Source organism: Pseudoalteromonas rubra, assembly GCF_005887095.1.
GTDB classification, from domain to species: domain Bacteria; phylum Pseudomonadota; class Gammaproteobacteria; order Enterobacterales; family Alteromonadaceae; genus Pseudoalteromonas; species Pseudoalteromonas rubra_E.
Genome location: NZ_PNCI01000008.1, coordinates 180,545 through 203,566, shown reverse-complemented (window position 1 = coordinate 203,566; position 23,022 = coordinate 180,545). Strand labels below are relative to the sequence as shown.

Here is a 23,022-nt window from a genome sequence, read left to right as displayed (position 1 = left end):
GATATGGGTTATTTAGACACCTTAAAAAATAAACATATTACTGTGCTCGGGCTGGGTGTAACCGGTCTGGGCATAGTACGTTTTTTGGTACGTCATGGGATTACCCCTAAGGTAGTTGACTCACGACCTGTGCCTCCCGGAGCCGACTGGATGAATCATAACCTGCCAGAGTGTGAAGCGGTATTTGGCCCGCTCGCAGAGGCGGCACTGAGTGCCACCGATCTGGTTGTGATAAGCCCGGGTGTGCCTTTGTATGAGACCTGTGTGGCTCAGGCAATCGCAGCCGGGGTTGAAGTCATTGGTGACGTTGAGCTATTTGCCCGCCTGAATGACAAGCCTGTGATCGCCGTGACAGGTTCGAACGGCAAGTCAACCGTGGTTAGCCTGGCTGCAGAGGTGTGTCAGCAAGCGGGGCTCAAAATTGGCTTGGGCGGGAACATTGGTACTTCGGTGCTGGATCTGCTGGAGCAAGACTTTGATGTGTTTGTGCTGGAGCTGTCGAGTTTTCAGCTCGAAACCACCCATAGTTTGCACTGTATGAGCGCGATGATCCTCAACATCACCGAAGATCATATGGACAGGTACCCGGATTTTGCCGCCTACTGCGAAGCCAAATTACGCATCTATCAGCAGGTCGATTGTCTTGTATATAACGCCGAAGACGCCCGCACCTATTTACCCCACGATAACGCGCTGAGCGTGGCGCTTGAAGGGGCTAACTGTTGCTTAACACAAGAAGATGGACAGAGTTATTTTTCGCTCAATGGCAAAAAACTGTGCCCGGTTGATGAGCTTGCCATGCCAGGTAAACATAATCAGTTTAATGCTCTGGCTGTGATGGCGCTCTTGTCGCCGCTGTCTTTGCCACAGAGTGCGTTCATCAGGGCATTTAGAGCATTCAAAGGGTTACCGCATCGCTGTCAGTTGGTTGCCGATGTAAAAGGGGTTCGTTATTTTAATGACTCTAAGGCAACCAATGTTGGTGCGACGGTAGCGGCGTTGGAGAGTCTGGCCGGTGAGCAGGGGCAGATCCTGTTGATCGTTGGTGGCGATGCCAAAGGCGCGGATCTGTCGCCACTCAAGCAGCCTTTACAGCGCTACTGTAAAACCATCTTTTGTTTTGGTAAGGATGGTGCGGATTTCATGCCTTTGCATCCTAAGAGTCAGATGGTTAACAATCTGAGTGAAGCGGTGGCGCTGGCGGCTCAGCAGGCCACGCCCGGGGACCTGGTTTTACTGGCGCCAGCGTGTGCCAGCATTGACATGTATGCCAATTACATGGCCCGTGGTGAGGAGTTCTGTCGGCTGGTTGAGGGTCAAGCATGCTGAGTATGACCGCACTGCGGCGCTCTTTCACCCCGGCTCCATCGGATTCGTTATTCGACGTGCCACTGTTGTATGCCATGTTATGCCTGGTCGGAATTGGCTTTGTGATGGTGACCAGTGCCTCTATGCCTGTGGCAGAACGCTTGTACGATAACCCGTATCATATAGTGACGCGCCACGGCATGTTTCTGGTCATGGCATTGGTGTTGTTCTGGCTCAGTACCACAGTGCCGATGACCTGGTGGAAGCGCTTTAATCCGTACCTGCTGCTGTTAGGACTGGTGTTACTGGCGGTTGTACTGGTTGTCGGGCGTGAAGTAAATGGTTCAAAACGCTGGTTACCTGTTGGGCCGATAGGTTTCCAGGTGGCCGAAGCGGCGAAACTCTTTTTCTTTAGCTACATTGCCGGTTATCTGGTGCGTAAGCGTGACGAAGTGCAGGAAAACCTTAAGGGGTTTGCAAAACCCATTATTGTATTTGCGGTCTACGCATTTTTAATCCTGATGCAGCCGGACTTAGGCACTGTGGTGGTGATGTTTGTTACTACAGTCGGTTTGCTATTTTTAGCCGGTGCAAAACTCTGGCAGTTTTTTGCCCTGATGCTGACCGGAGTGTTACTGGTTGTGATGTTGATTATTTTTGAACCTTACCGGATGGCGCGGGTGGTCGGTTTCCTGGAACCCTGGGAAGATCCCTTCGGGAAAGGGTATCAGCTGGTCCAGTCACTTATGGCGTACGGTCAGGGTGGCTGGCTCGGTCAGGGGCTGGGTAATAGTGTGCAGAAGTTACAGTACTTACCTGAGGCCCACAATGACTTTATTTTTGCAGTCGTGGCCGAAGAACTCGGTTTTATTGGTGTGATTTGTGTGTTGATGACACTCGCAACTTTGGTGTTCAGAGCGTTACTTATCGGGCAAAAGGCGCTGAAAGCGGGTAAAGAATACGAAGGTTATCTGGCTCTGGGGATTGGTATCTGGTTTGCGTTTCAAACTGTGGTGAATGTAGGCGCGAGTGCGGGAATGCTGCCAACTAAGGGCTTGACCTTACCTTTCATATCCTACGGTGGTTCTAGCTTATTGATTATGACGATCGCCGCTGGTTTATTGCAGCGCATTGATTTTGAAACCAAGCTGTCGACGCGGCAGGCCACTTCCCGTGGAGGTAAAAAATGACCAAGCGGTTACTTGTCGTCGCCGGTGGAACGGGCGGGCATATCTTTCCGGGTATTGCAGTGGCTAAAGCATTGGAAGCGCAGGGCTGGAAGATATCCTGGGTAGGTACCGCAGACAGAATGGAGGCACACGTTGTGCCTGCGCATGACATTGACATCGATTTTGTCGATGTCAAAGGGGTGCGTGGCAATGGCTTGAAACGATTGCTGACTGCGCCCTGGATGGTGATAAAAGCCATCTTTGCTGCCAGAGCCATTATTCGGCACCGTCGCCCGGACGTGATCCTCGCAATGGGAGGATATGTTACAGGTCCCGTAGGGTTGGCAGCAAAATTAGCTGGGGTGCCTCTGGTGATCCATGAGCAAAATGCGGTAGCCGGGTTGAGCAATAAACTGCTTGCACGCATAGCCTGCAGAGTATTAGCGGCATTTCCGCAGGCCTTTGCCGAGCGTGCCCATGATGTTGTAGGTAATCCCGTACGTGCAAGTGTGGCGCAGCTTCAGCCAAAACAACCGGGTGCCTCTGTCAATGTGCTGGTTGTCGGTGGTTCGCTGGGAGCGAAAGTACTTAATGACACAGTACCCGAAGCAATGTCATTACTGACCAAGGTGGTGTCCGGTGATATCAAAATCTGGCATCAAAGTGGTAGAGGTAACCATGTTGAGCTTGAGGCAGAATACCAGCGCCGTGCTTTACAGGCCAAAGTGGCAGAGTTTATTGATGATATGGACCAGGCCTACGATTGGGCGGATGTGGTTATTTGCCGTGCGGGGGCGCTGACTGTGAGTGAGATTGCGGCAGCAGGTAAGATGGCCATCTTTGTGCCTTTACCTCATGCGGTAGACGATCATCAGACTGCCAATGCACGATTTTTAGTGGATGAGTCGGCGGCACTTTTAATCCCGCAGTCAGGCTTATCTGCACAGCATTTGTGTGACACTTTACTCCCATATTGTCGTGATCAGGCACTGATCTGGGACAAAGCAAATAAAGCCAAAGCCTGTGCGCAGTTGTCGGCAACCCAGTCAGTGGCAGCCATTTGCGAAGAAGTAACGAATTAAAAGAGAAAACAGTGAAAGAAATTAACAGACGCAGAGCCATGAGACGCATTAACACCATCCACTTCATCGGAATAGGTGGGGCCGGTATGGGTGGTATTGCTGAGGTACTGGCTTTTGAAGGGTACCGAATTACCGGTTCAGACATTGCCCAGAATGCGATGACGGAACGTCTTATCCGCGCAGGGGCTGAAGTTTTTATCGGTCATGATGAAAACAATGTTAAAGATGCCGACGTAGTTGTGGTTTCCAGCGCCATTGATACCAGCAACCCGGAGATTGTGGCGGCGAAACGCGCCCGGGTACCGGTCGTCAGACGGGCCGAAATGTTGGCTGAGTTAATGCGCTTTCGCCATGGTATTGCGGTGGCAGGAACCCATGGTAAAACCACTACTACCAGCTTGATCGCGAGTATTTTCGCCGAAGCGAGATTAGACCCAACCTTCATTATCGGCGGCTTGTTAAACAGTGCGGGCAGTAATGCCAAGGTGGGTAGCAGCGATTATCTGATTGCAGAGGCCGACGAAAGTGACGCGTCATTTTTACATTTGCAGCCAATGGTATCGGTGATCACTAATATCGAAGCCGATCATATGGACACCTATGATGGCGACTTTGAAAAGATGAAAGACACGTATGTCGAGTTCATTCACAACCTGCCTTTCTATGGCTTAGCAGTGGTGTGTACAGACTCTGACGTAGCAAAAGAGTTGTTACCCCGCTTCGCCCGACCTGCGATCACGTACGGGGAAAACCCTGAAGCGGATTACCGTATGGTGGACTTTGAGCAAACGCAGAGCCAGAGTCGCTTTAAAGTGGTGCATAAATCTGGTGAACAGCTTGAAGTAACACTCAGCATGCCCGGTAAGCACAATGCGCTGAATGCTACTGCGGCTATCGCCGTGGCAAAAGATCATGACATAGGTAACGACGCTATTTTAACGGCGCTGGAAAAGTTTGCCGGAATTGGGCGGCGCTTCCAGCATTATGGCTCCTTCCAAAATGAACGTGGCGAAGTCATGTTGGTTGATGATTATGGCCACCATCCCTCGGAAGTCGCTGTAACTATTCGTGCGGCGCGAGCTGGCTGGCCTGATAAACGCCTGGTCATGTTGTATCAACCGCATCGCTATACGCGCACCCGTGACCTCTATGAAGACTTTGTGAAAGTCCTCAGTGAAGTCGACCAATTGTTGTTGTTAGATGTATATAGTGCTGGAGAAGCCCCTATCGTCGGTGCTGACAGCAAGAGTCTGTGCCGCAGTCTGCGCCAGCGTGGCGTTGAGCCAATTCATGTCGCCGATGGTCAGGATTTACAGGCCGTACTGGCGGACGTATTACGTGACAATGACCTGGTGATCACGCAAGGAGCCGGCAATATTGGGCAAATCGTCAAGCAACTGGCAGCCACAGAGTTGTCGGTCGAAAAATTAAAACAAGGTGCATTATGAGTGAGTTTGGCAAAGTTGCTGTACTGCTGGGGGGCCACTCAGCCGAGCGCGAAGTATCGCTAAAGTCTGGTCAGGCAATTATCAATGCGCTTGAAGAGGCTGGTGTCGAGGTCGTGCCATTTGATCCTGCCGAGCGTAACCTGTGGGAGTTGAAAAGCCTGAAGGTGGACAGGGTGTTTATCGCTTTGCATGGCCGAGGTGGTGAAGATGGTACAGTACAAGGGGCACTTGAATTTATGGGGCTACCTTACACGGGGAGCGGTGTGCTTGGTAGTGCATTGGCAATGGATAAGATCCGCTGCAAACAGTTGTTTGAATCTGCCAAGTTGAGTACGGCACGCTACTGCGTGGTCAAAGCATCTCAGGACATTGATACCAGCGCGATGATGGCTGAATTTGGCAAAGTCATGGTTAAGCCAAGTCATGAGGGCTCCAGTATTGGTATGACTCAGGCTACCTCGGCACAGGAGCTGCAAGCTGCGCTCACTGAAGCATTTAAATATGATGATGAAGTCCTCGTTGAGCAGTGGATTGAGGGCAGAGAATTTACCGTTGCTATGCTCGCAGAAGAGGCACTTCCTGTGATTGAAATGCGCACGCCTCGGGGGTTTTATGATTATCAGGCAAAGTATCAGGTCAACAGTACTGAGTACTATTGTCCGGCAGAGATTAGTGCGGCGCACACCGAGCAACTGCAGGTGATGGCCAAACATGCATTTGAGCTGGTTGGCGCAACAGGCTGGGGCCGGGTAGATGCCATGCAAGATAGCAATGGTCAGTTTTATCTGCTGGAAGTGAATACGGTACCGGGAATGACTGAAAAATCTTTGGTGCCTATGGCAGCAAAGCAAAATGGGTTGTCATTTAAGCAATTAGTTATTCGCATTTTGGAACAAACCCTTTAATATGCGTGCTCTTTTGGGAAAAATCGCCGCTCTAAAACACAGTGTTAACTGGTCACTGTTTTTTGGTGTGAGCTTTTTTCTGATAGTGCTAATTGGTCTGATGCAAACAGGGCTGTGGGCGCGTGACTGGTTAACCCAGCACAGAGATACCCAAATCAAGACCCTGACGGTACTTGGCCAGCCATATTACACGGCCGAGAATGACATTGTGGCAGCGATCCGAAAAGCGGATCTGTCGAGTTTCTTTGAACTCGATGTAAAGGCAGTGCACGATCAGGTACAAGCTCTGCCTTGGGTGGCGACTGTTTCGGTCAGGAAGCAGTGGCCAGATGCTTTGCAGGTATATGTGGTTGAACATAAACCGGTTGCTTATTGGAATAGCGACTTGTTGTTAAATAGTGCAGGCGGTGTGTTTCAGGCCAATAGCACTCGGTTGCCAAAGACGCTACCAGAGCTATACGGCCCCGAGGGCAGTGAAGTAGAAGCCTGGCAGACGTTTGTGCAATTAAAAGAAATGTTGGCCGTCAATCAGTTTAATCTGGTGAGTCTGGCACTTTCAGAGCGATTTGCCTGGCAGTTATGGCTGGATAACGGCATTCGACTTAATCTGGGCCGTGAAGACAAAGCACAGCGTGTTCAGAGGTTTATAGATGTTTACCCAAGGCTGGAAAAGCCTGAGGGGGCTCAGGTAGATGCGATTGACCTGAGATATGATACGGGACTGGCGGTTAGCTGGAAGTTCAGCCAGAACGAAGACAATAAAGATAAGAGTAAAGCATGACCAAGTCGGCAGAGAGAAACTTAGTGATTGGACTGGATGTGGGCACCTCTAAGGTGGTTGCAACGGTTGGGGAGATCACCGCAGACAACCAGCTGAGTATCGTGGGGGTCGGAAATCAGGTTGCCCATGGTATGGATAAAGGAGGTGTCAACGACCTCAATCTGGTATCTGATTCTATCAAACGCGCTGTTGACGAAGCTGAGCTGATGGCTGATTGTCGGATCAGTTCAGTGTACCTCGGTATTTCGGGTAAACACATTCAGTGCCAGAACGAGAGCGGTGTTGTTGCAATTAACAATAATGCAGAGATCACTGATGATGATATCGCAAACGTGATCCATATTGCACGATCAGTTCCTATGTCAGCAGAGCGTAAAATGCTGCATTCGCTGCCTCAGGAATATAGCGTGGATATGCAAGAAGGCATTAAGAATCCACTGGGCATGAGTGGTGTCAGAATGGAAGCCAAGGCGCATATTATTACCTGCTCAAACGACATGGCGAAAAACATCGAAAAGTGTGTCGAGCGTTGTGGGTTGCAGGTTGATCAACTGACTTTTACAGCACTGGCATCGTGTTACTCAGTACTGACTGAAGACGAAAAAGAGCTGGGCGTGGCGGTTGTCGATATTGGTGGTGGTACCATGGACATTGCTATCTACGTCAATGGTGCATTGCGCCATACCGCCGTTATCCCGGTGGCTGGTAATCAGGTTACTGGGGATATTGCAAAAATTTTCCGCACCCCTATTTCTCACGCGGAATCGCTGAAGGTACAATATGCCTACGCGAGCAGCCAGATGGCTAGCAACGAAGAAACGATTGAAGTCCCCAGCGTAGGTGGAAGGCCTGCGCGGATTATGTCTCGACACACCTTATCTGAGGTTGTCGAGCCCAGATTTCGAGAGCTGTTTGAGCTCGTACTTGAAGAGGTACGTCGGTCTGGGTTTGAAGATCAAATTGCCGCGGGTATTGTGCTTACCGGCGGCAGTGCGAAAATGAAAGGGGCACTGGAAGTGGCAGAAGACATTTTCCAGATGCCCGTTCGTGTTGGTAAACCTGTAGGGATAACAGGGTTAACCGATTATGTTGATGATCCGGCATACGCAACAGCGGTAGGTTTGTTACAATATGGCCGAACGCTGCAAGTCAAAAATGCACACAGGACGAAAGCGGATGCCGAAGATGGTTGGTGGAACCGAGTTACAAAATGGTTCCAAGGTGAGTTTTAAGCTCAAGTCGGAGAGTGAAGATGTTTGATATTATGGAACAACACGGCGAAGAAGCCGTTATTAAAGTCATCGGCGTCGGTGGCGGCGGCGGTAACGCTGTAGAACACATGGTAAAGCAGGAAATTGAAGGCGTTCGCTTCATCGTGGCGAACACCGATGCGCAGGCTCTGCGTAAGTCCTCTGCCGATGTGACTGTGCAACTGGGCACTCAGATCACCCAAGGCCTGGGTGCTGGGGCGAACCCTGAAGTTGGTCGTAGTGCAGCTGAAGAAGATGTCGATGCCATTAAAGCGAGCCTTGAAGGGGCTGACATGGTGTTTATCGCTGCCGGTATGGGTGGTGGAACAGGCACTGGGGCGGCGCCGGTTGTTGCGCGTGTGGCCAAAGAGCTAGGCATCCTGACTGTGGCAGTGGTGACACGTCCTTTCGATCTGGAAGGCAAAAAGCGCATGGCGGCAGCCGATCAGGGCATTGGTGAGTTGTCAGAAATTGTAGATTCACTCATCACAATTCCTAACAACAAGTTACTTAAAGTTTTAGGCAAAGGTACTACATTATTAGATGCCTTCGCTAAAGCAAACGACGTATTGTACGGCGCGGTGCAGGGTATCGCTGAACTGATCACCCGTTCAGGTTTGATCAATGTGGACTTTGCGGACGTACGTACAGTGATGTCGGCGATGGGCACGGCGATGATGGGCACGGCTGCGGCCAGTGGTCCAGATCGGGCACAGGAAGCGGCAGAAGCTGCAATTTCCAGCCCCTTACTTGAAGATGTTGATTTAACCGGTGCGAAAGGTATTTTGGTTAACATCACGGCTGGGATGGACATCACAATCGAAGAATTTGAGATTGTGGGGAACCATGTGAAGGCGCTGGCGTCTGAAAATGCAACAGTAGTAGTTGGTGCTGTTATCGACCCAGAGATGAGTGAAGAGCTGCGCGTGACTGTGGTTGCAACTGGGCTCGGTGGCGAGCGCAGACCTCAATTTGGCATTGTTGACAACGGCCTCAAGAAAGCGGTTGGTTCTGACAGTGAAGGCGGCAAAGGACAGAATATGTTTGTCCCCAGCTTCACGCAAACCAGCGGTGAAAGTAGCGAGCCTGAGCAAAGCAGTGCCACTGTTTCTGAGCCTAAACCGGCAAGCACACCGGCATCGTCGAATAGCTCAGGTGGTAAAGAAAAAGGGGATTACTTTGATATCCCTGCGTTTTTGCGCAAACAATCTGATTAACGTCAGGTTAAAAAACAAACGATTGGCAGCGACTTCTATCTGTGATAGAATTTGCGGTCTCATTAGTCATTAACCAGTCAGAAGCGGACGAACCTATGATAAAACAACGAACGATTGCTGAAGTCGTTAAAGCCACAGGTGTAGGATTACACAAAGGTGAAAAGGTCACGATCACTCTCCGACCTGCGAGCGTAAATACGGGGATCGTATTTCGTCGCGTAGATCTCGACCCGGTTGTCGATTTTGAAACAACCCCTGAAGCTGTGGGCGACACGCAATTGTGTACTTGTTTGACCAATAAAGACGGTGTTCGTCTGTCAACAACGGAGCATTTAATTGCGGCCGTTGCGGCACTGGGTATTGATAACTTGATCGTTGAGCTGGATAGTGCAGAAGTACCGATTATGGACGGTAGTGCATTACCTTTCATTTACTTACTGCAAAAAGGCGGTATTGCAGAGCAGAATCAAGCAAAGCGCTTTATTCGTATCAAAGAAAAAGTGCGTGTGGAAGACGGTGACAAATGGGCTGAAATTGAGCCTTATGACGGTTTCCATATCGACTTTGAAATTGCTTTCAACCACCCGGCAATTAATGCTAGTCGTCAGCGTATTGGCTTAGACATTACCGCACAGAGCTTTACTGAAGAGATCAGCCGTGCACGTACATTCGGTTTCATGAAAGACATCGAGTATATGCATGCTAATAACCTGGCTCTGGGTGGCAGTATGGATAATGCTGTTGTTCTGGACGAGTTCAAGGTTTTGAACCCGAACGGATTACGTTATAAAGATGAATTCGTAAAGCACAAGATCTTGGATTGTGTGGGCGACATGTTTATGGCTGGACACAATATTCTGGGCAAGATCACTTGCTTCAAGTCAGGTCATGGCCTTAACAATAAGCTACTGCGTCAGATCATGGCGTCAGAGTCTGCTTGGGAATGGGCAACATTTGATGAGCCTGTGACTATGCCAGCACCGGGTATGGACGTAGATACGTCTTTGGTTACTGCCTGAAAAAAATTAGATGAAAAATGACGCCGAGTGCGTCATTTTTTTTGCCTGCCATGTTTTGCCAGGCGCAGTAGTTTTTCTTTTAGCCCGGCTGGAGCATGTTCTGCGAGTGCCATTAAATCGCCTGCCGTTTGCTCACTCATTTGGCGTCCTGAATAGCTCGCGTCGGGTGTCTTAATCTGATTATGAGGCTTGGTAAGTCTTTGTTGTGCCTCTGGGTTGGTGCCAATCTTAACCTGGCAACAGTCATGGTAACCTGCGGCGCGAAAACTACTGAGGATCTCCATTTTCAGGTAGTTTAATCGCGTTGCTAATGTTGCCGAAGCCGCCTCAACATATAAAGTCCCGTCCTGGTAATTGGCAACACGACACTTTTTGCTAAGAACAGGGCCCAAAGCGTTTTGCAGAGGTTGCTGCAGTTCAGTGATCCCCTGTGCTTTTTGCATATAGCCATGCAGTTTATCTGACCAGCCACCGGCTAATTCACCTAGCGGCTTAGGATCAAACCGATTTTTACTCATAATACCCACTCACAACGGCTTACCTTACTGGTTTAGCGCTTTCATGTACAAGTATAACGCGTGTATACCATGACAGGTAGTAGATACATACCCGCGATTGAGATTGTGCTTGAAATACGCGCCTATTACCCCAATATATAGGGTCAGTACCTCAAAAACCTTACCTACTTTCTGCATATGGAAGTCGACATTGCCAGCTACCATTGAGTGGTTCGGGTGTGTTTCCCAACCTTGTATGATTAAATAGGAACAGATTACTTTTTGATGGTTTGCAGACGCGCATAGTCTGGTATGATAGGGCACAAATTTAACTCGGCACACAGCAAGGTCCGACTTTGTCGCCAACAGGACGAGCGAGCGTGACAACCGCGTTACCCAAATAGGTGCTCGCAAATAGATGAGTGAAATGGTTTAAACATGATAACGAAAATTTTTACCAAGATTTTTGGTAGCCGCAACGACCGAATGATTAAAAATCTGAGAAAAACGGTCGCCCTGATCAACGCCCTAGAAGAACAATATAAGGCGCTATCAGACGAAGAACTGCAAGCTAAAACCGCGGAATTCAGACAAAGATTTGAGCAAGGCACCAGCCTGGATGACATGCTGCCGGAAGCTTTTGCTACCGTGCGTGAAGCATCGACTCGGGTGTTTGGCATGCGTCACTTTGACGTACAAATGATCGGTGGTATTGTTTTGCATCAGGGCCGCATTTCTGAAATGCGTACTGGTGAAGGTAAAACACTCACCGCGACGCTTCCGGCCTATTTAAATGGTTTGACAGGCAAGGGCGTACACGTGATTACCGTGAACGACTATCTTGCCAAGCGTGATGCCGAGAATAACCGACCACTGTTCGAATTCTTAGGTCTCACCGTTGGCTGTAACGTGCCGGGTATGATGCCCGCGCAGAAAAAAGAAGCCTATGCAGCCGACATCACTTATGGTACCAACAACGAATTCGGGTTTGACTACCTGCGCGACAACATGGCGTTCAGCATTGAAGAGCGTGTTCAGCGCCCATTGCACTATGCCGTTGTGGATGAAGTTGACTCCATCCTGATCGATGAAGCCCGTACGCCGCTGATTATTTCCGGCCCGGCCGAAGACAGTTCTGAGCTATACACTAAGATCAACACCATAGTACCTGAGCTGATCCTGCAGGAGAAGGAAGACGAAGAAGGGGTTGAAGGCGATGGCGACTTCACACTCGACGAAAAGAGTAAGCAGGTTCACCTAACCGAGCGTGGCCAGGTGAAAGTTGAAGAGTTGCTGGTGAAAAATGGCCTGATTGAAGAAGGCGATTCACTTTACTCCGCGGGTAATATTACCCTGCTGAGCCATGTTTATGCCGCCCTGCGTGCACACAAGCTATATCAAAAAGATGTCGACTATGTTGTGAAAGACAATGAAGTCATCATTGTTGATGAGCACACGGGTCGTACGATGGAAGGACGTCGCTGGTCAGAAGGCCTGCACCAGGCGGTGGAAGCGAAAGAGAATGTTCGTATTCAAAACGAAAACCAGACGCTGGCCTCCATTACCTTCCAGAACTACTTCCGTTTGTATGACAAACTGGCTGGGATGACGGGTACTGCCGATACCGAAGCGTTTGAGTTCCAGTCTATCTACGGACTGGATACCGTGGTTATCCCAACCAACAAGCCAATGATCCGTGACGATCGTGCTGATCTGGTTTACCTGACGCAGGACGAGAAGTTTGAAGCCATTCTGGCCGATATCCGCGACTGTCAGAAACGTGGTCAGCCAGTACTGGTCGGTACCATTTCAATCGAAAGCTCAGAGTATCTGTCACACTTCCTGCGCAAAGAAAAGATTGAGCACAACGTACTGAATGCGAAATTCCACGCTCAGGAAGCAGATATCATTGCAGATGCCGGTTTACCAGGTAAAGTGACGATCGCAACCAACATGGCGGGTCGTGGTACGGACATTATGCTGGGTGGTAACTGGCAGAATGATGTGTCTAAACTGGACAACCCAAGCGATGCCCAAATTGATGACATCAAGGCACAGTGGCAGAAACGTCACGATGATGTACTGGAAGCGGGTGGTCTGCATATTATCGGTACTGAACGTCATGAATCTCGTCGTATCGATAACCAGCTACGTGGTCGTTCTGGTCGTCAGGGCGATGCCGGTTCGAGCCGTTTCTACCTGTCTATGGACGACGCGCTGATGCGTATCTTCGCGGGCGAACGCATGACTAACATGATGCGTAAGCTTGGTATGCAACGCGGTGAAGCGATTGAACACCCGTGGGTGAACCGTGCGATTGAAAATGCGCAGCGTAAAGTAGAAGCACGTAACTTTGATATTCGTAAACAACTACTTGAATACGATGATGTAGCCAACGACCAGCGTCGCGTGGTGTATGAGCAGCGTAACGAGCTGCTGGAAGAGGGTGACATTTCAGAAACTATTTCAGCTATCCGTGGTGATGTGATCAACAGTGCGGTTGATCAATACATTCCGCCACAGAGCCTGGCTGAAATGTGGGATATCCCTGGCCTCGAAGAGCGCCTGAAGAACGACTTTATGGTTGAATTACCGATTGCCAAATGGCTTGAGGAAGACAATAAACTATACGAAGAGCGTTTACGAGAGCGTATCGGTGAGGAGATTGAAGCCGCATACAAGCAAAAAGAAGAGATGGTGGGTGCCCAGGTACTGCGTCAGTTCGAAAAGGCTGTCATGCTGCAAAGTCTGGATCAGCACTGGAAAGATCACCTTGCTGCGATGGATCACTTACGCCAGGGGATTCACCTGCGTGGTTATGCACAGAAAAATCCGAAACAAGAATACAAGCGTGAGTCGTTTGAGTTGTTCTCGGAAATGCTTGAAAACCTTAAAGTGGACGTCGTTGGTGTGCTGAGCAAAGTGCAGGTACGTGCTGAAGAAGATGTTGAAAAAGTCGAAGAGCAACATCGTCGCAGCGAGCAGGCACCGCGTCAGTATCAGCATGAAGAGTCAGCGCCAGTCGGTGGAGAAGCACCCCAGGGGGCAGCGGTGGCAGCACGCACTGAACCTAAGGTAGGGCGCAATGAGCCGTGCCCGTGTAAATCAGGCAAAAAGTATAAACAATGTTGCGGTAAACTATCCTAAGTTGAGCGACATTGAGAAAAAGCGACCTTGTGTCGCTTTTTTTATCTCAGAAAAACAGATTATTCGAGTTAGATATGACGAAAAAAGTGGTGAATGTAGCTGTGGGTGTCATCATTCGGGATGCGCAGTTTTTTGTATGTAAACGGGCCAAAGAGCAACATCAGGGCGGCCTGTGGGAATTTCCTGGCGGCAAAATTGAAGCGCAGGAAAGCGTGACTCAGGCATTGGCCAGAGAGTTAAAAGAAGAGATCGGTATTGACGTCCACGGTTCTGAACATTTACTGACAATTGAACATGACTATGGCGACAAACAGGTTAAACTGGAAGTGCATAAGGTCGAAGATTTTTCGGGGCAAGCGACAGGGCTGGAAGGGCAGCCCAGCCAGTGGGTAAGCTGGGGTGAGTTAAAGCAACTGGCTTTTCCCGCAGCCAATGTGGCTATCCTGGACGCACTGGCGCAACAGTATGATGTGCAGCAGTAGCAATGGCCATTGAGCAAAATTAATAGTAAGGATTATAAAAATGAAAAAAATAGCAGTCACTGCCGCAGCGGTTGCGCTGGCACTGGGTCTGACGGGGTGTAGCGAGCCTGTGAAAACTGACGTGCAAGCCGAAGCAATGCAGGCACAGAGTACTCTGAATTCAGGGATTGCACTGGACAATATCGATAGTGCCGTACGGGCACAGGATGATTTCTATTACCATGTGAATGGTAAATGGTTAGCGCGCACCGAAATACCGGCAGACAAGTCAAATTATGGCTCGTTTACTGAGCTGTATGATGCATCACAAAAAGCATTGCGTAAAACGCTGGAGCAGGCAGCCAGTAACGATCAGGCAAAACCCGGCTCAGACGAGGCCAAACTGGGTGATTTCTATCGCAGCTACACCGATGAATTGGCACGCGAAGAGTTAGGGATTGCACCACTGCAATCTTACCTCGCCCCTTTTCAGGCATTACAAAGTAAATCTGAGCTGCCCGCTTTATTTGCTCGTGCCTTATCTCAGGGCGGCACGACACCTTTAAGCTGGTATGCAAATAATGATGCCAAAAACTCCACCATGAATACGCTCTATTTGTGGCAGTCGGGTTTGGGCTTGCCGGACCGAGACTTTTACCTTCAGGATACGGAAAAGTTCACACAAATTCGTGCGCAATACAGCCAATACATTGAACGCCTGCTGCAGGTGATGGGCTATGATCAGCCTCGTGCCGAGCAGGCGGCGAAGCATATCATGGCACTTGAGACCGCGATGGCAGAAATACAGTGGTCACGGGTTGAAAGTCGGGATGCGGATAAAACCTACAATAAATTTCAGGTGGATACGCTCAATGCACAGTTGCCACATTTCGACATGGCGGCTTATTTGAAAGCGTTTGGTCTGACTACCAATGAGCTAGTCGTGACTCAGCCCAGCTATCTGGAAGGGCTATCAGAGCTAATTGGTAAAACGGATGTGGCTGCCTGGCGTGATTATTTGACCTTTCACTTTGCCAGTGATTATGCACAGCTGCTACACAAAACAGCGGTTGACCTGAAGTTTAACTTCTATGGCAAGACGCTGCGCGGGCTGGAAGAGCAGGCCCCTGTATGGAAGAAAGCGGTGAATGCCAGTAATGATGTATTGGGCGAACTGCTGGGTAAAATTTATGTCAAAGAGTACTTTCCGCCAGAAGCCAAAGCCCGAATGGGTGAGCTGGTCGATAACTTGATTAAAGGCTTTGAACAGTCAATCGATGAACTGGAATGGATGAGTGCACAGACCAAGCAGGCAGCTAAGGTTAAACTCAGCAAGTTTACACCTAAGATTGGTTATCCGGACAAGTGGCGAGACTATTCAGGGTTAGAGATCAGTGCCGACGACCTGGTTGGCAACTATGTGCGCTACAATCAGTGGGCTTATCAGGATATGGTGAGTAAAGTTGACAAGCCAGTTGACCGCAGCGAATGGTTTATGACACCGCAAACCGTTAACGCTTACTACAACCCGGTGAATAACGAAATTGTCTTCCCTGCTGCCATCCTCCAGCCGCCTTTCTTTAATCTGGAAGCCGACGATGCCGTCAACTATGGTGCCATTGGTGCCGTTATTGGTCATGAACTGGGCCATGGGTTTGACGATCAGGGTGCCAAGTATGACGGTGATGGCAACTTGCGTAACTGGTGGAGTGAGCAAGATCTGGCGCAGTTTCAGGCGCGCAGCCAAAAACTGGTTGAACAATATAATCAGTATCAGCCTTTTGAAGATGCCAGTGTAAACGGTGAGCTGACATTAGGCGAAAACATTGGTGACCTTGGTGGTCTGAGTGTGGCGCTAAAAGCGTATCAGTTGTCTCTGCAAGGCAAGCCGGCCCCGGTAATCGACGGCTATACCGGTGAGCAGCGCTTCTTTATGGGATGGGCGCAGATCTGGCGTCGCAACTACCGTGATGAAGAGTTGCGAAATCGATTGATGACCGACTCGCACTCACCCAGCCACTATCGTGTTATTGGCGTGTTGCCCAATATGCCGGCGTTTTATGATGCGTTTGATGTCAAAGAAGGTGACAAAATGTATCTTAAACCGCAAGAGCGGGTCAAAATCTGGTAAGTGTTTACTGCTATTATGGCCGCCAGTTTCTGGCGGCTTTTTTGTGTTAACTCTATGATAAAAAAGACGATAGAGATCTTGTAAGGAAAAATTGATAGCGCTGTCATTTTTTCTTCTATATGATGGTATTTACAACAATTTGAAGTTTGCGCTCAGCGCAGGTTAAGGAGCCGGAATGAAAATACAGAAAAAACTGCTCACCCGGGCCATCGCGGCCACGCTTTTAGTCCCGATGATGGCTAAAGCTGCCTGGGATAGTTCGCAACTGCAAGCCTTTACTGACAACACCACTTTTACATTTGCAGTAGAAAGCAATCACCATAATGGCAGCAGTAGCTTTCTGGCTTCTATCACCTTACAAAACAACTCAAAGTTAGCGTTACCAGCTGGCGAAAGCGACTGGCAGATCTACTTTCATTCCATCAGGAAAGTCGCAACTGAGCAGGCCAGTGGGTTGAAGTTTGAGCATGTGAATGGCGACTTACACCGGTTAGTGCCAACTCAGGATTTTGCCGGGTTAAAGCCGGGCGAAACCTTGACTATTCCTTACGAGGCCGCTGCCTGGATTGCCGCTTATACTGATTTTATGCCAAGGGCATTTATGGTTAGTGGTAATACAAAACCGGCCGTGTTTGCCAATACTGACAGCGAAAACATGCTGGACTTTGTCGCACCGATTGTTCGCGATAACCAACTGGATCGTCACGCCCAGCCTAAAGACTTATCTCCGCGTGCAACCGCGGCTTGGCGTTTTGAACAAAACCAGCAGACCGGCAAGTTGTCTCGCGAAGATGTACTGAAACGCATTATCCCTAAGCCTATGGATGTTGATTTCAACCGTGGTTATGCTGATTTGTCCAGTCAGTGGCAGATCCGCTATGCAGGCAGACTAAAAAGTGAAGTCGCGGTATTTCAGGAAGATTTGGCTGATTATGGTCTGACATTGGAAGCACAGCCAGATCACATCAGCGCCGGCAAAACCAGAACAATCTATTTGCAAGTAGCGGACCTGAGCGACCTGGGCAGCGAAGGTTATCAGCTGGAAGTCGACGACAACAAAATTGTGATCACAGGCCATGACAATGCGGGCGTATTTTACGGTATTCAGAGTTTGCTCGCGTTATTCCCGGCAGATCAACAAAGCCAGATACAGGTGCCTAATGTAGAGATTAAAGATGCCCCGCGTTTTGGCTGGCGTGGCATGCACTACGACAACGGCCGTAACTATCACGGTAAAGAGGCGCTGTTCAAACTGGTTGAGCAGATGGGCCGTTACAAACTGAACAAATTTCACTGGCACTTTTCTGAAGATGAAGGCTGGCGACTTGAGATCCCAGGCTTGCCTGAACTGACGGATATTGGCGGCTATCGCTGCTTTGATTTACAGGAACGTGAGTGTTTACTTACTCAGCTTGGTACCGGCCCGCATAAATCGGGCTCTGGCAATGGGTATCTGACCCGGGACGAGTTTGTTGAACTGCTCAAGTTCGCTAAGGCGCGCCATATTCAGATCATTCCTGAGATCGAAGGCCCGGGCCATGCTCGCGCATCGATCAAGGCGATGGAAGCGCGCTATCATACACTGATGAAAGCGGGGAAACCGGAGCAGGCAAAAGCCTACTTACTCAGCGATCCCCAGGACACCTCACAGTATATTACAGTACAGAATTATACCGATAACTCGATGAATGTGTGTCAGGATTCGACCTACGCATTCATTGAAAAGGTCACCTATGAGTTGCAAGGCATGTATCGAGAAGCGGGTACGCGTCTGACCAACTTGCACTTTGGTGGTGACGAGGTGGGCGCCGGCTCCTGGGTTGATTCGCCTGTGTGCCAGGCATTATTTGCCGATCCTAACAATGGTATAGCTGGCCCAACTGACCTCAAACCCTATTTTACTCAGCGAGTCGCCACTTTGCTGGCAAAACGGGGAATTGCACCAGGCGCCTGGGAAGATGGTCTGATGTACGACAAGGTCAACCCATTTAACCGCGATGCGTTTCCAAATGAGGTTTTTACCGCCAATGTCTGGGACAATATCTGGGAATGGGGTGTGGCTGACAGGGCCCACCGTCTGGCCAATGATGGCTACCAGGTAGTGCTGTCCCATGGCACGCACTTGTATTTTGACCACCCTTATGAGCCACACCCGGCTGAGCGAGGTTACTACTGGGCGGCTCGCTACACGGACAGCAAAAAAACCTTCAGTTATATGCCAGATGATGTGTATGCCAACGCCGATTTTACCCGCAGTGGTGAGGTCATTGATAATTTAGAAGCTCTGGTTGGTCGTCCGCTGCCCGAGCTTGAAAAGCCGGAAAATATTCTTGGTATTCAGGGACAGGTCTGGAGTGAAACCATTCGTACTGAAGACCAGATGCAGGCGATGGTTTTCCCACGCTTACTGGCGATGGCAGAACGCGCCTGGCATAAAGCTGGCTGGGAAGGGGAGCGCCTTGATAAGAAACGCTTTGCTCAGGACTGGCATGGGTTTTCTGCTGCCCTGGCATTAAAAGAGCTGGCTAAACTGAACCAAGCTGGTGTCAATGTGAATCTCCCTGTACCGGGCGGCAAAGTCATTGATGGTCAGTTGCATGCGAACAGTGCATTTCCGTACCTAACCATTGAAGTGAGCCTTGATAATGGCAAGAGTTGGCAAACTTACACAGCTCCGATGAGTGTAAGTCAGCCCGATGGCGTATTATTGCGTACCCGTTTAGGCGATAAAAAGTTCAGCCGTACTACTGGGTTAGGCTAAATCACCCGATAGCATCATCTTGGGGAGGGAATGCCTCTTCCCCAAGGTGAGGACATTTGATCACAAAACTAACTAGAAAAAGGCCAAATTTTAACGTAAAGTTAAATGTCAGCGCTGTCATTTTGGCTCTGCGTTGTTAAACAGCCGTCATAATGATGCGACTACCTGGGCCGATAGCACAGAAAATAATAATCCGGATTACTTTTAATTCGTTTTAATCCGACCTGTATTAATCTTAATTAGCAACAAGAAGAGTTTTATGGAAGCGACAGTGGAAAAAGATGACCTCGAAAAGCAAAGTGTCTGGTTACCGATGACACTTGCTGGCTCAATGTTTTTTATATTGGGCTGTATCACCTGGTTAAATGGTGCTATCACACCATTCCTGCAGCAAATGCTGGAACTGAGTCCGCTACAGGCCTCTTTCATTATTTCCTCATTTTACATTGCGGTAACGGTTGCAGGGATCCCCTCTGCGATGTTGATAAAACGCGTTGGGTACAAAAATGGCATGGCGATTGGCTGTGCTATTATGGCACTTTCCGCTTTGATGTATATTCCGGCTGCCAAAATGCAAATGATAGAGATCTTCTTGTTTGCACAGTTAATGATAGGGGTTGGACAGACAGTCCTTCAGACTGCTGTCAATCCATATGTAGTTAAAATGGGCTCAGAGCGCTCAGCTGCGGTCCGTGTTTGTATTATGGGTTTGCTGAACAAGTCTGCCGGGGTCATAGTGCCCATAGTATTTGCTGCTGTGGTTGTCAGCGGGGTGGTGAATGAAGGAGAGTCACTCAGTCAGGCTCAAAAAGATATGATGGCGAATAGCCTGATTGCGCCTTACATGGCCATCGCGGGGTTGATCTTCTTATTTGCTGCATTCGCTAAATTTTCTCCACTGCCAGACTTAGTATTTGAAGAAGAAGGGCAAACCAGTAAAGGTGAAGTTAAGGAAGCACTTAGTCATCCTCATTTGGCCTTAGGTGTCATTGGTATTGCCTTATACGTTGCGGTGGAAGTTATCGCTGCCGATACAATTGGTTCGTACGCATTGCAATTGGGCATCGCTGATTACTCCGTAATGACCTCATATACGATGGGCTGTATGCTTATTGGCTATGCAATCGGTATCGCTTTAATTCCGCGTTTCATGTCGCAACAAAATGCGCTGGTCATGTCTGCAATTGCTGGTATTGTTACCGTTTTTGCTGTAGTTTTAGGGGACAATGAGTCAACAGCCTTGGCAAATATATTGCTTGTTCCCTTCGGTGGGCCGCAATTACCAGATCCGCTGCTGTGTATCGCTTTGCTGGGCTTTGCTAACGCTATGGTTTGGCCCGCTATTTGGCCATTGGCCCTGGATGGGCTAGGTCGCCTTACTGGTACCGCTTCAGGCTTGTTAATTATGGGTATTGCAGGTGGGGCTTTAGGGCCTCTGTTGATTGGTATTGGTAATGTTGCTGGCCTTGGTGCTCAGGGCGCATACAGTTTAATGCTACCCAGCTATCTGTTTATTCTATTCTATGCCCTGAAGGGCCATAAGATGAGAAGCTGGAAATAGCGAAAAGAATTTCTATCTGTAAAGTAGAAATAATCCCGTGTGTAATGCCACCGTAAGGTGGCATTTTTCTATGCCATTTTTGTCCTGTCCCACTCAATCCTTCAATTGAAAAAGAAAACACTCAAAAAGATGTCTCTTGTGGACTCAGAGCTGGATGCGAAAGAAACATTTAAGATTGCTGACGTTGCGGCGAGCGCCACACATACAGTGTATAGTGTTGGGACAAATTGCGTCTCTAATTAACTAGACAAGAGTTTAAGTCCGTTAAAGTCGTATAAATACCGCTATCTGGATAGTGCATTTCGTTCTGAGTAAAATAACACAGAGTACTGAATGTTTTGTTTAATGGGATTATTAAAAAAGAAAGAAGGGGGAAGTGGGGCGACTGACGAGGCTTGAACTCGCGACAACCGGAATCACAATCCGGGGCTCTACCAACTGAGCTACAGCCGCCATAATAGATAACACCACCTTTGCTGGTGTGGCGCGCATAATACATAAAATCATGGGCTTTGCAAAGGGTTAAATTAAAAAAAATCTCAAAGAAGTTCGTTGAGTATCTCCGGCTTGTACAGCTAATATTCATACTAGCTGGGTAAAATCGCCCCGCTATCTCACTCAAGTGCTTACAGGAGTCACTATGGAAACGATTGTTCATTGGGTCGATGATAACTCATCTCTTATCATACACCACCTTTTTCAGGGGCTACTGGCCCTGGTCATATTCTTCATTGGTATGAAGCTGGCAAAACTGGCGGCAAACCTGACGGAAAAAGCGTTTAGCAAACGCAAAGTGGATAAGGCGGTTGGCGCGTTTGTTGGTAACATTGCTTACAGTATAGTGTTTGCCGCGACGCTGTTGATGGCACTGTCTCAGGTTGGCATAGAAACGACCTCCTTTGTGGCAATCCTGGGTGCTGCTGGTCTGGCAATCGGCCTGGCCTTACAAGGTTCCCTATCAAACTTCGCGTCAGGTGTCCTGATCATTATTCTGCGTCCCTTTAAGTCTGGTGACTATATTGAAGCCGGAGGGAAGGCGGGCAGCGTGCAGCGCATCGAGATTTTCTCAACTGAATTGAGAACGCCGGATAATAAGGTCATCATTATGCCCAACTCGGCGATTATGTCCGGTGCCATCGTTAATTACTCTCGTGAAAAAACACGTCGTATCGATTTAGTGATTGGTGTGAGTTATGAAGCGGATCTCCGAGAGGCAAAAAATGTGTTAAAATCCGTGCTGGACAAAGAACCGCGGATCCTCAAAGAGCCAGCATATACGGTTGCCGTACTGGAAATGGCAGACTCAAGCGTCAACTTTGTTGTTCGCCCCTGGGTTGCGACATCAGACTACTGGCCAACTTACTTTGACCTGGTTGAGAATATAAAATTAGCATTGGACGATGCTAATATCGAAATTCCATTCCCGCAAATGGATGTTCACCTTCACAAAGACTAATTAATGACGGGTTTATAGGCAATGAAATTACAACTTTTATCTCTGTGCGTATTGGCAGCTGTTAGCTCGAATGTAGCTGCTGAAGAAGCTTCTGCAAAGAAGCCAAAAAAGCAAAAAACCTGGGATATCACCAGTGAAGTGGGGGCTATTATCACCAGTGGTAATACTGAAACCACAACACTCAAGGGCGCACTTAAGGCGAAGCATAACCTTAAAAACTGGCGTAATGAATATAAGCTGAGCGGGATATATAAGGAAGATGAAATTGAAAACGACGATGGTGAGCGAGTAAGCGAGCGTACCAACGAGAAGTATTCAGTTTCAATGCAGGGCAACTATAAGCTCAACGAAGATCACAGTCACCTGTTCATTTTTGGCTCTTACGATTCGGATTACTTTGGCGCCTATCGTAGTGAAACAGTCGTCTCTGTGGGTTACGGTTTACGTTTACTTAACCTGGATACGATGTATTTAGACGCGGAAATTGGTCCCGGTGTGAAGCGCTTTGAATATCAGGACGACAGTACAGAACTAGATGAGAATGGCAACCCACTTGCAGGCACAACAGATAATGAGGTTATTGGTGTTGCCAAAGTTGACTTTGAGTGGCAGGTATCGGATAACGCCCGATTCACTCAGGTCGTAGGGATGGAGTATGGTGATACCAATACCAAAACTACCTCCGAATCCGCCTTACTAACTAAAATCAATGGCTCCTTACAAATGAAGGTGGCATATAATATTACCCATAACTCAACAGTTGATGAAGGCAAGGAAAGTACGGACACAGAAACTTCTTTGACCTTAGTTTACAGCTTTTAACATAATT

General features: G+C 48.8%; 17 protein-coding genes and 1 tRNA gene. 16 read left to right on the top strand and 2 right to left on the bottom strand.

The genetic code is table 11. The annotated features are described in order from the left end of the window. Window positions 1-3 precede the first annotated feature (3 nt). The 9 genes from murD (at window position 4) to lpxC (ending at window position 10,179) form a co-directional block, all read left to right on the top strand. Complete coding sequence (gene murD / locus CWB99_RS04305) at window positions 4-1,329, top strand: UDP-N-acetylmuramoyl-L-alanine--D-glutamate ligase (protein WP_138550754.1); 1,326 nt, start codon at window positions 4-6, stop codon at window positions 1,327-1,329. Beyond that, complete coding sequence (ftsW, locus tag CWB99_RS04300) at window positions 1,323-2,498, top strand: cell division protein FtsW (RefSeq protein ID WP_138550753.1); 1,176 nt, start codon at window positions 1,323-1,325, stop codon at window positions 2,496-2,498. The genes murD and ftsW overlap by 7 nt, the downstream gene beginning before the upstream one ends. Continuing rightward, window positions 2,495-3,559 (top strand): undecaprenyldiphospho-muramoylpentapeptide beta-N-acetylglucosaminyltransferase, encoded by a 1,065-nt coding sequence (murG, locus tag CWB99_RS04295; protein WP_138550752.1) that lies wholly within the window; start codon window positions 2,495-2,497, stop codon window positions 3,557-3,559. The genes ftsW and murG overlap by 4 nt, the downstream gene beginning before the upstream one ends. 38 nt (window positions 3,560-3,597) lie before the next feature. Continuing rightward, entirely contained in the window at window positions 3,598-5,007 is a 1,410-nt protein-coding gene (gene murC / locus CWB99_RS04290) for a UDP-N-acetylmuramate--L-alanine ligase (RefSeq protein ID WP_249331707.1), read from the top strand. Beyond that, window positions 5,004-5,912, top strand: coding sequence for a D-alanine--D-alanine ligase (locus CWB99_RS04285; protein WP_138550750.1), 909 nt, complete (start codon window positions 5,004-5,006; stop codon window positions 5,910-5,912). Before murC ends, CWB99_RS04285 begins: the two co-directional genes overlap by 4 nt. A gap of 1 nt (window position 5,913) precedes the next feature. Further along, window positions 5,914-6,693, top strand: a complete 780-nt coding sequence (locus tag CWB99_RS04280; protein WP_138550749.1) for a cell division protein FtsQ/DivIB — start codon at window positions 5,914-5,916, stop codon at window positions 6,691-6,693. Continuing rightward, window positions 6,690-7,925 carry a cell division protein FtsA gene (gene ftsA / locus CWB99_RS04275; RefSeq protein ID WP_138550748.1) on the top strand — a complete coding sequence of 412 codons (1,236 nt, stop codon included), beginning with the start codon at window positions 6,690-6,692 and terminating at the stop codon, window positions 7,923-7,925. Before CWB99_RS04280 ends, ftsA begins: the two co-directional genes overlap by 4 nt. Before the next feature lie 20 nt (window positions 7,926-7,945). Continuing rightward, window positions 7,946-9,160 (top strand): cell division protein FtsZ, encoded by a 1,215-nt coding sequence (ftsZ, locus tag CWB99_RS04270; protein WP_138550747.1) that lies wholly within the window; start codon window positions 7,946-7,948, stop codon window positions 9,158-9,160. A gap of 95 nt (window positions 9,161-9,255) precedes the next feature. Then, window positions 9,256-10,179: a UDP-3-O-acyl-N-acetylglucosamine deacetylase gene (lpxC, locus tag CWB99_RS04265; RefSeq protein WP_138550746.1), complete on the top strand. Its 924-nt coding sequence runs from the start codon at window positions 9,256-9,258 to the stop codon at window positions 10,177-10,179. Between the two features lie 32 nt (window positions 10,180-10,211). Here the strand turns inward: lpxC and CWB99_RS04260 are convergent, their stop codons facing one another. Next, entirely contained in the window at window positions 10,212-10,697 is a 486-nt protein-coding gene (locus tag CWB99_RS04260; RefSeq protein ID WP_138550745.1) for a DUF721 domain-containing protein, read from the bottom strand. Between the two features lie 417 nt (window positions 10,698-11,114). Here CWB99_RS04260 and secA point away from each other — a divergent pair, with 417 nt between their 5' ends. The 5 genes from secA to nagP all read left to right on the top strand — a co-directional run bounded on the left by secA (window position 11,115) and on the right by nagP (window position 20,737). Then, complete coding sequence (gene secA, locus CWB99_RS04255; RefSeq protein WP_138550744.1) at window positions 11,115-13,823, top strand: preprotein translocase subunit SecA; 2,709 nt, start codon at window positions 11,115-11,117, stop codon at window positions 13,821-13,823. Between the two features lie 74 nt (window positions 13,824-13,897). Then, window positions 13,898-14,305, top strand: a complete 408-nt coding sequence (mutT, locus tag CWB99_RS04250) for an 8-oxo-dGTP diphosphatase MutT (RefSeq protein WP_138550743.1) — start codon at window positions 13,898-13,900, stop codon at window positions 14,303-14,305. Window positions 14,306-14,345: 40 nt separating this feature from the next. Beyond that, window positions 14,346-16,415: a M13 family metallopeptidase gene (locus tag CWB99_RS04245; protein ID WP_138550742.1), complete on the top strand. Its 2,070-nt coding sequence runs from the start codon at window positions 14,346-14,348 to the stop codon at window positions 16,413-16,415. Between the two features lie 175 nt (window positions 16,416-16,590). Then, a complete protein-coding gene (locus CWB99_RS04240) occupies window positions 16,591-19,176 on the top strand; it encodes a family 20 glycosylhydrolase (RefSeq protein ID WP_171045256.1) in 2,586 nt (861 codons plus the stop codon). Window positions 19,177-19,435: 259 nt separating this feature from the next. After that, entirely contained in the window at window positions 19,436-20,737 is a 1,302-nt protein-coding gene (gene nagP / locus CWB99_RS04235) for an N-acetylglucosamine MFS transporter NagP (RefSeq protein ID WP_125717044.1), read from the top strand. Window positions 20,738-21,114: 377 nt separating this feature from the next. On the opposite strand, the gene CWB99_RS04230 is transcribed toward nagP, so the two are convergent. Further along, a tRNA-His gene (locus CWB99_RS04230) sits at window positions 21,115-21,190 on the bottom strand. Window positions 21,191-21,377: 187 nt separating this feature from the next. Between CWB99_RS04230 and CWB99_RS04225 the strand changes: the two genes are divergently transcribed. After that, the gene (locus CWB99_RS04225; protein ID WP_054014800.1) at window positions 21,378-22,193 is read left to right on the top strand and encodes a mechanosensitive ion channel family protein; all 816 of its coding nucleotides are present in this window, start codon (window positions 21,378-21,380) and stop codon (window positions 22,191-22,193) included. Window positions 22,194-22,214: 21 nt separating this feature from the next. Then, on the top strand, window positions 22,215-23,015 hold the full coding sequence (locus tag CWB99_RS04220; protein WP_138550741.1) for a DUF481 domain-containing protein: 801 nt from the start codon (window positions 22,215-22,217) through the stop codon (window positions 23,013-23,015). The last annotated feature ends 7 nt before the right edge of the window (window positions 23,016-23,022 follow it).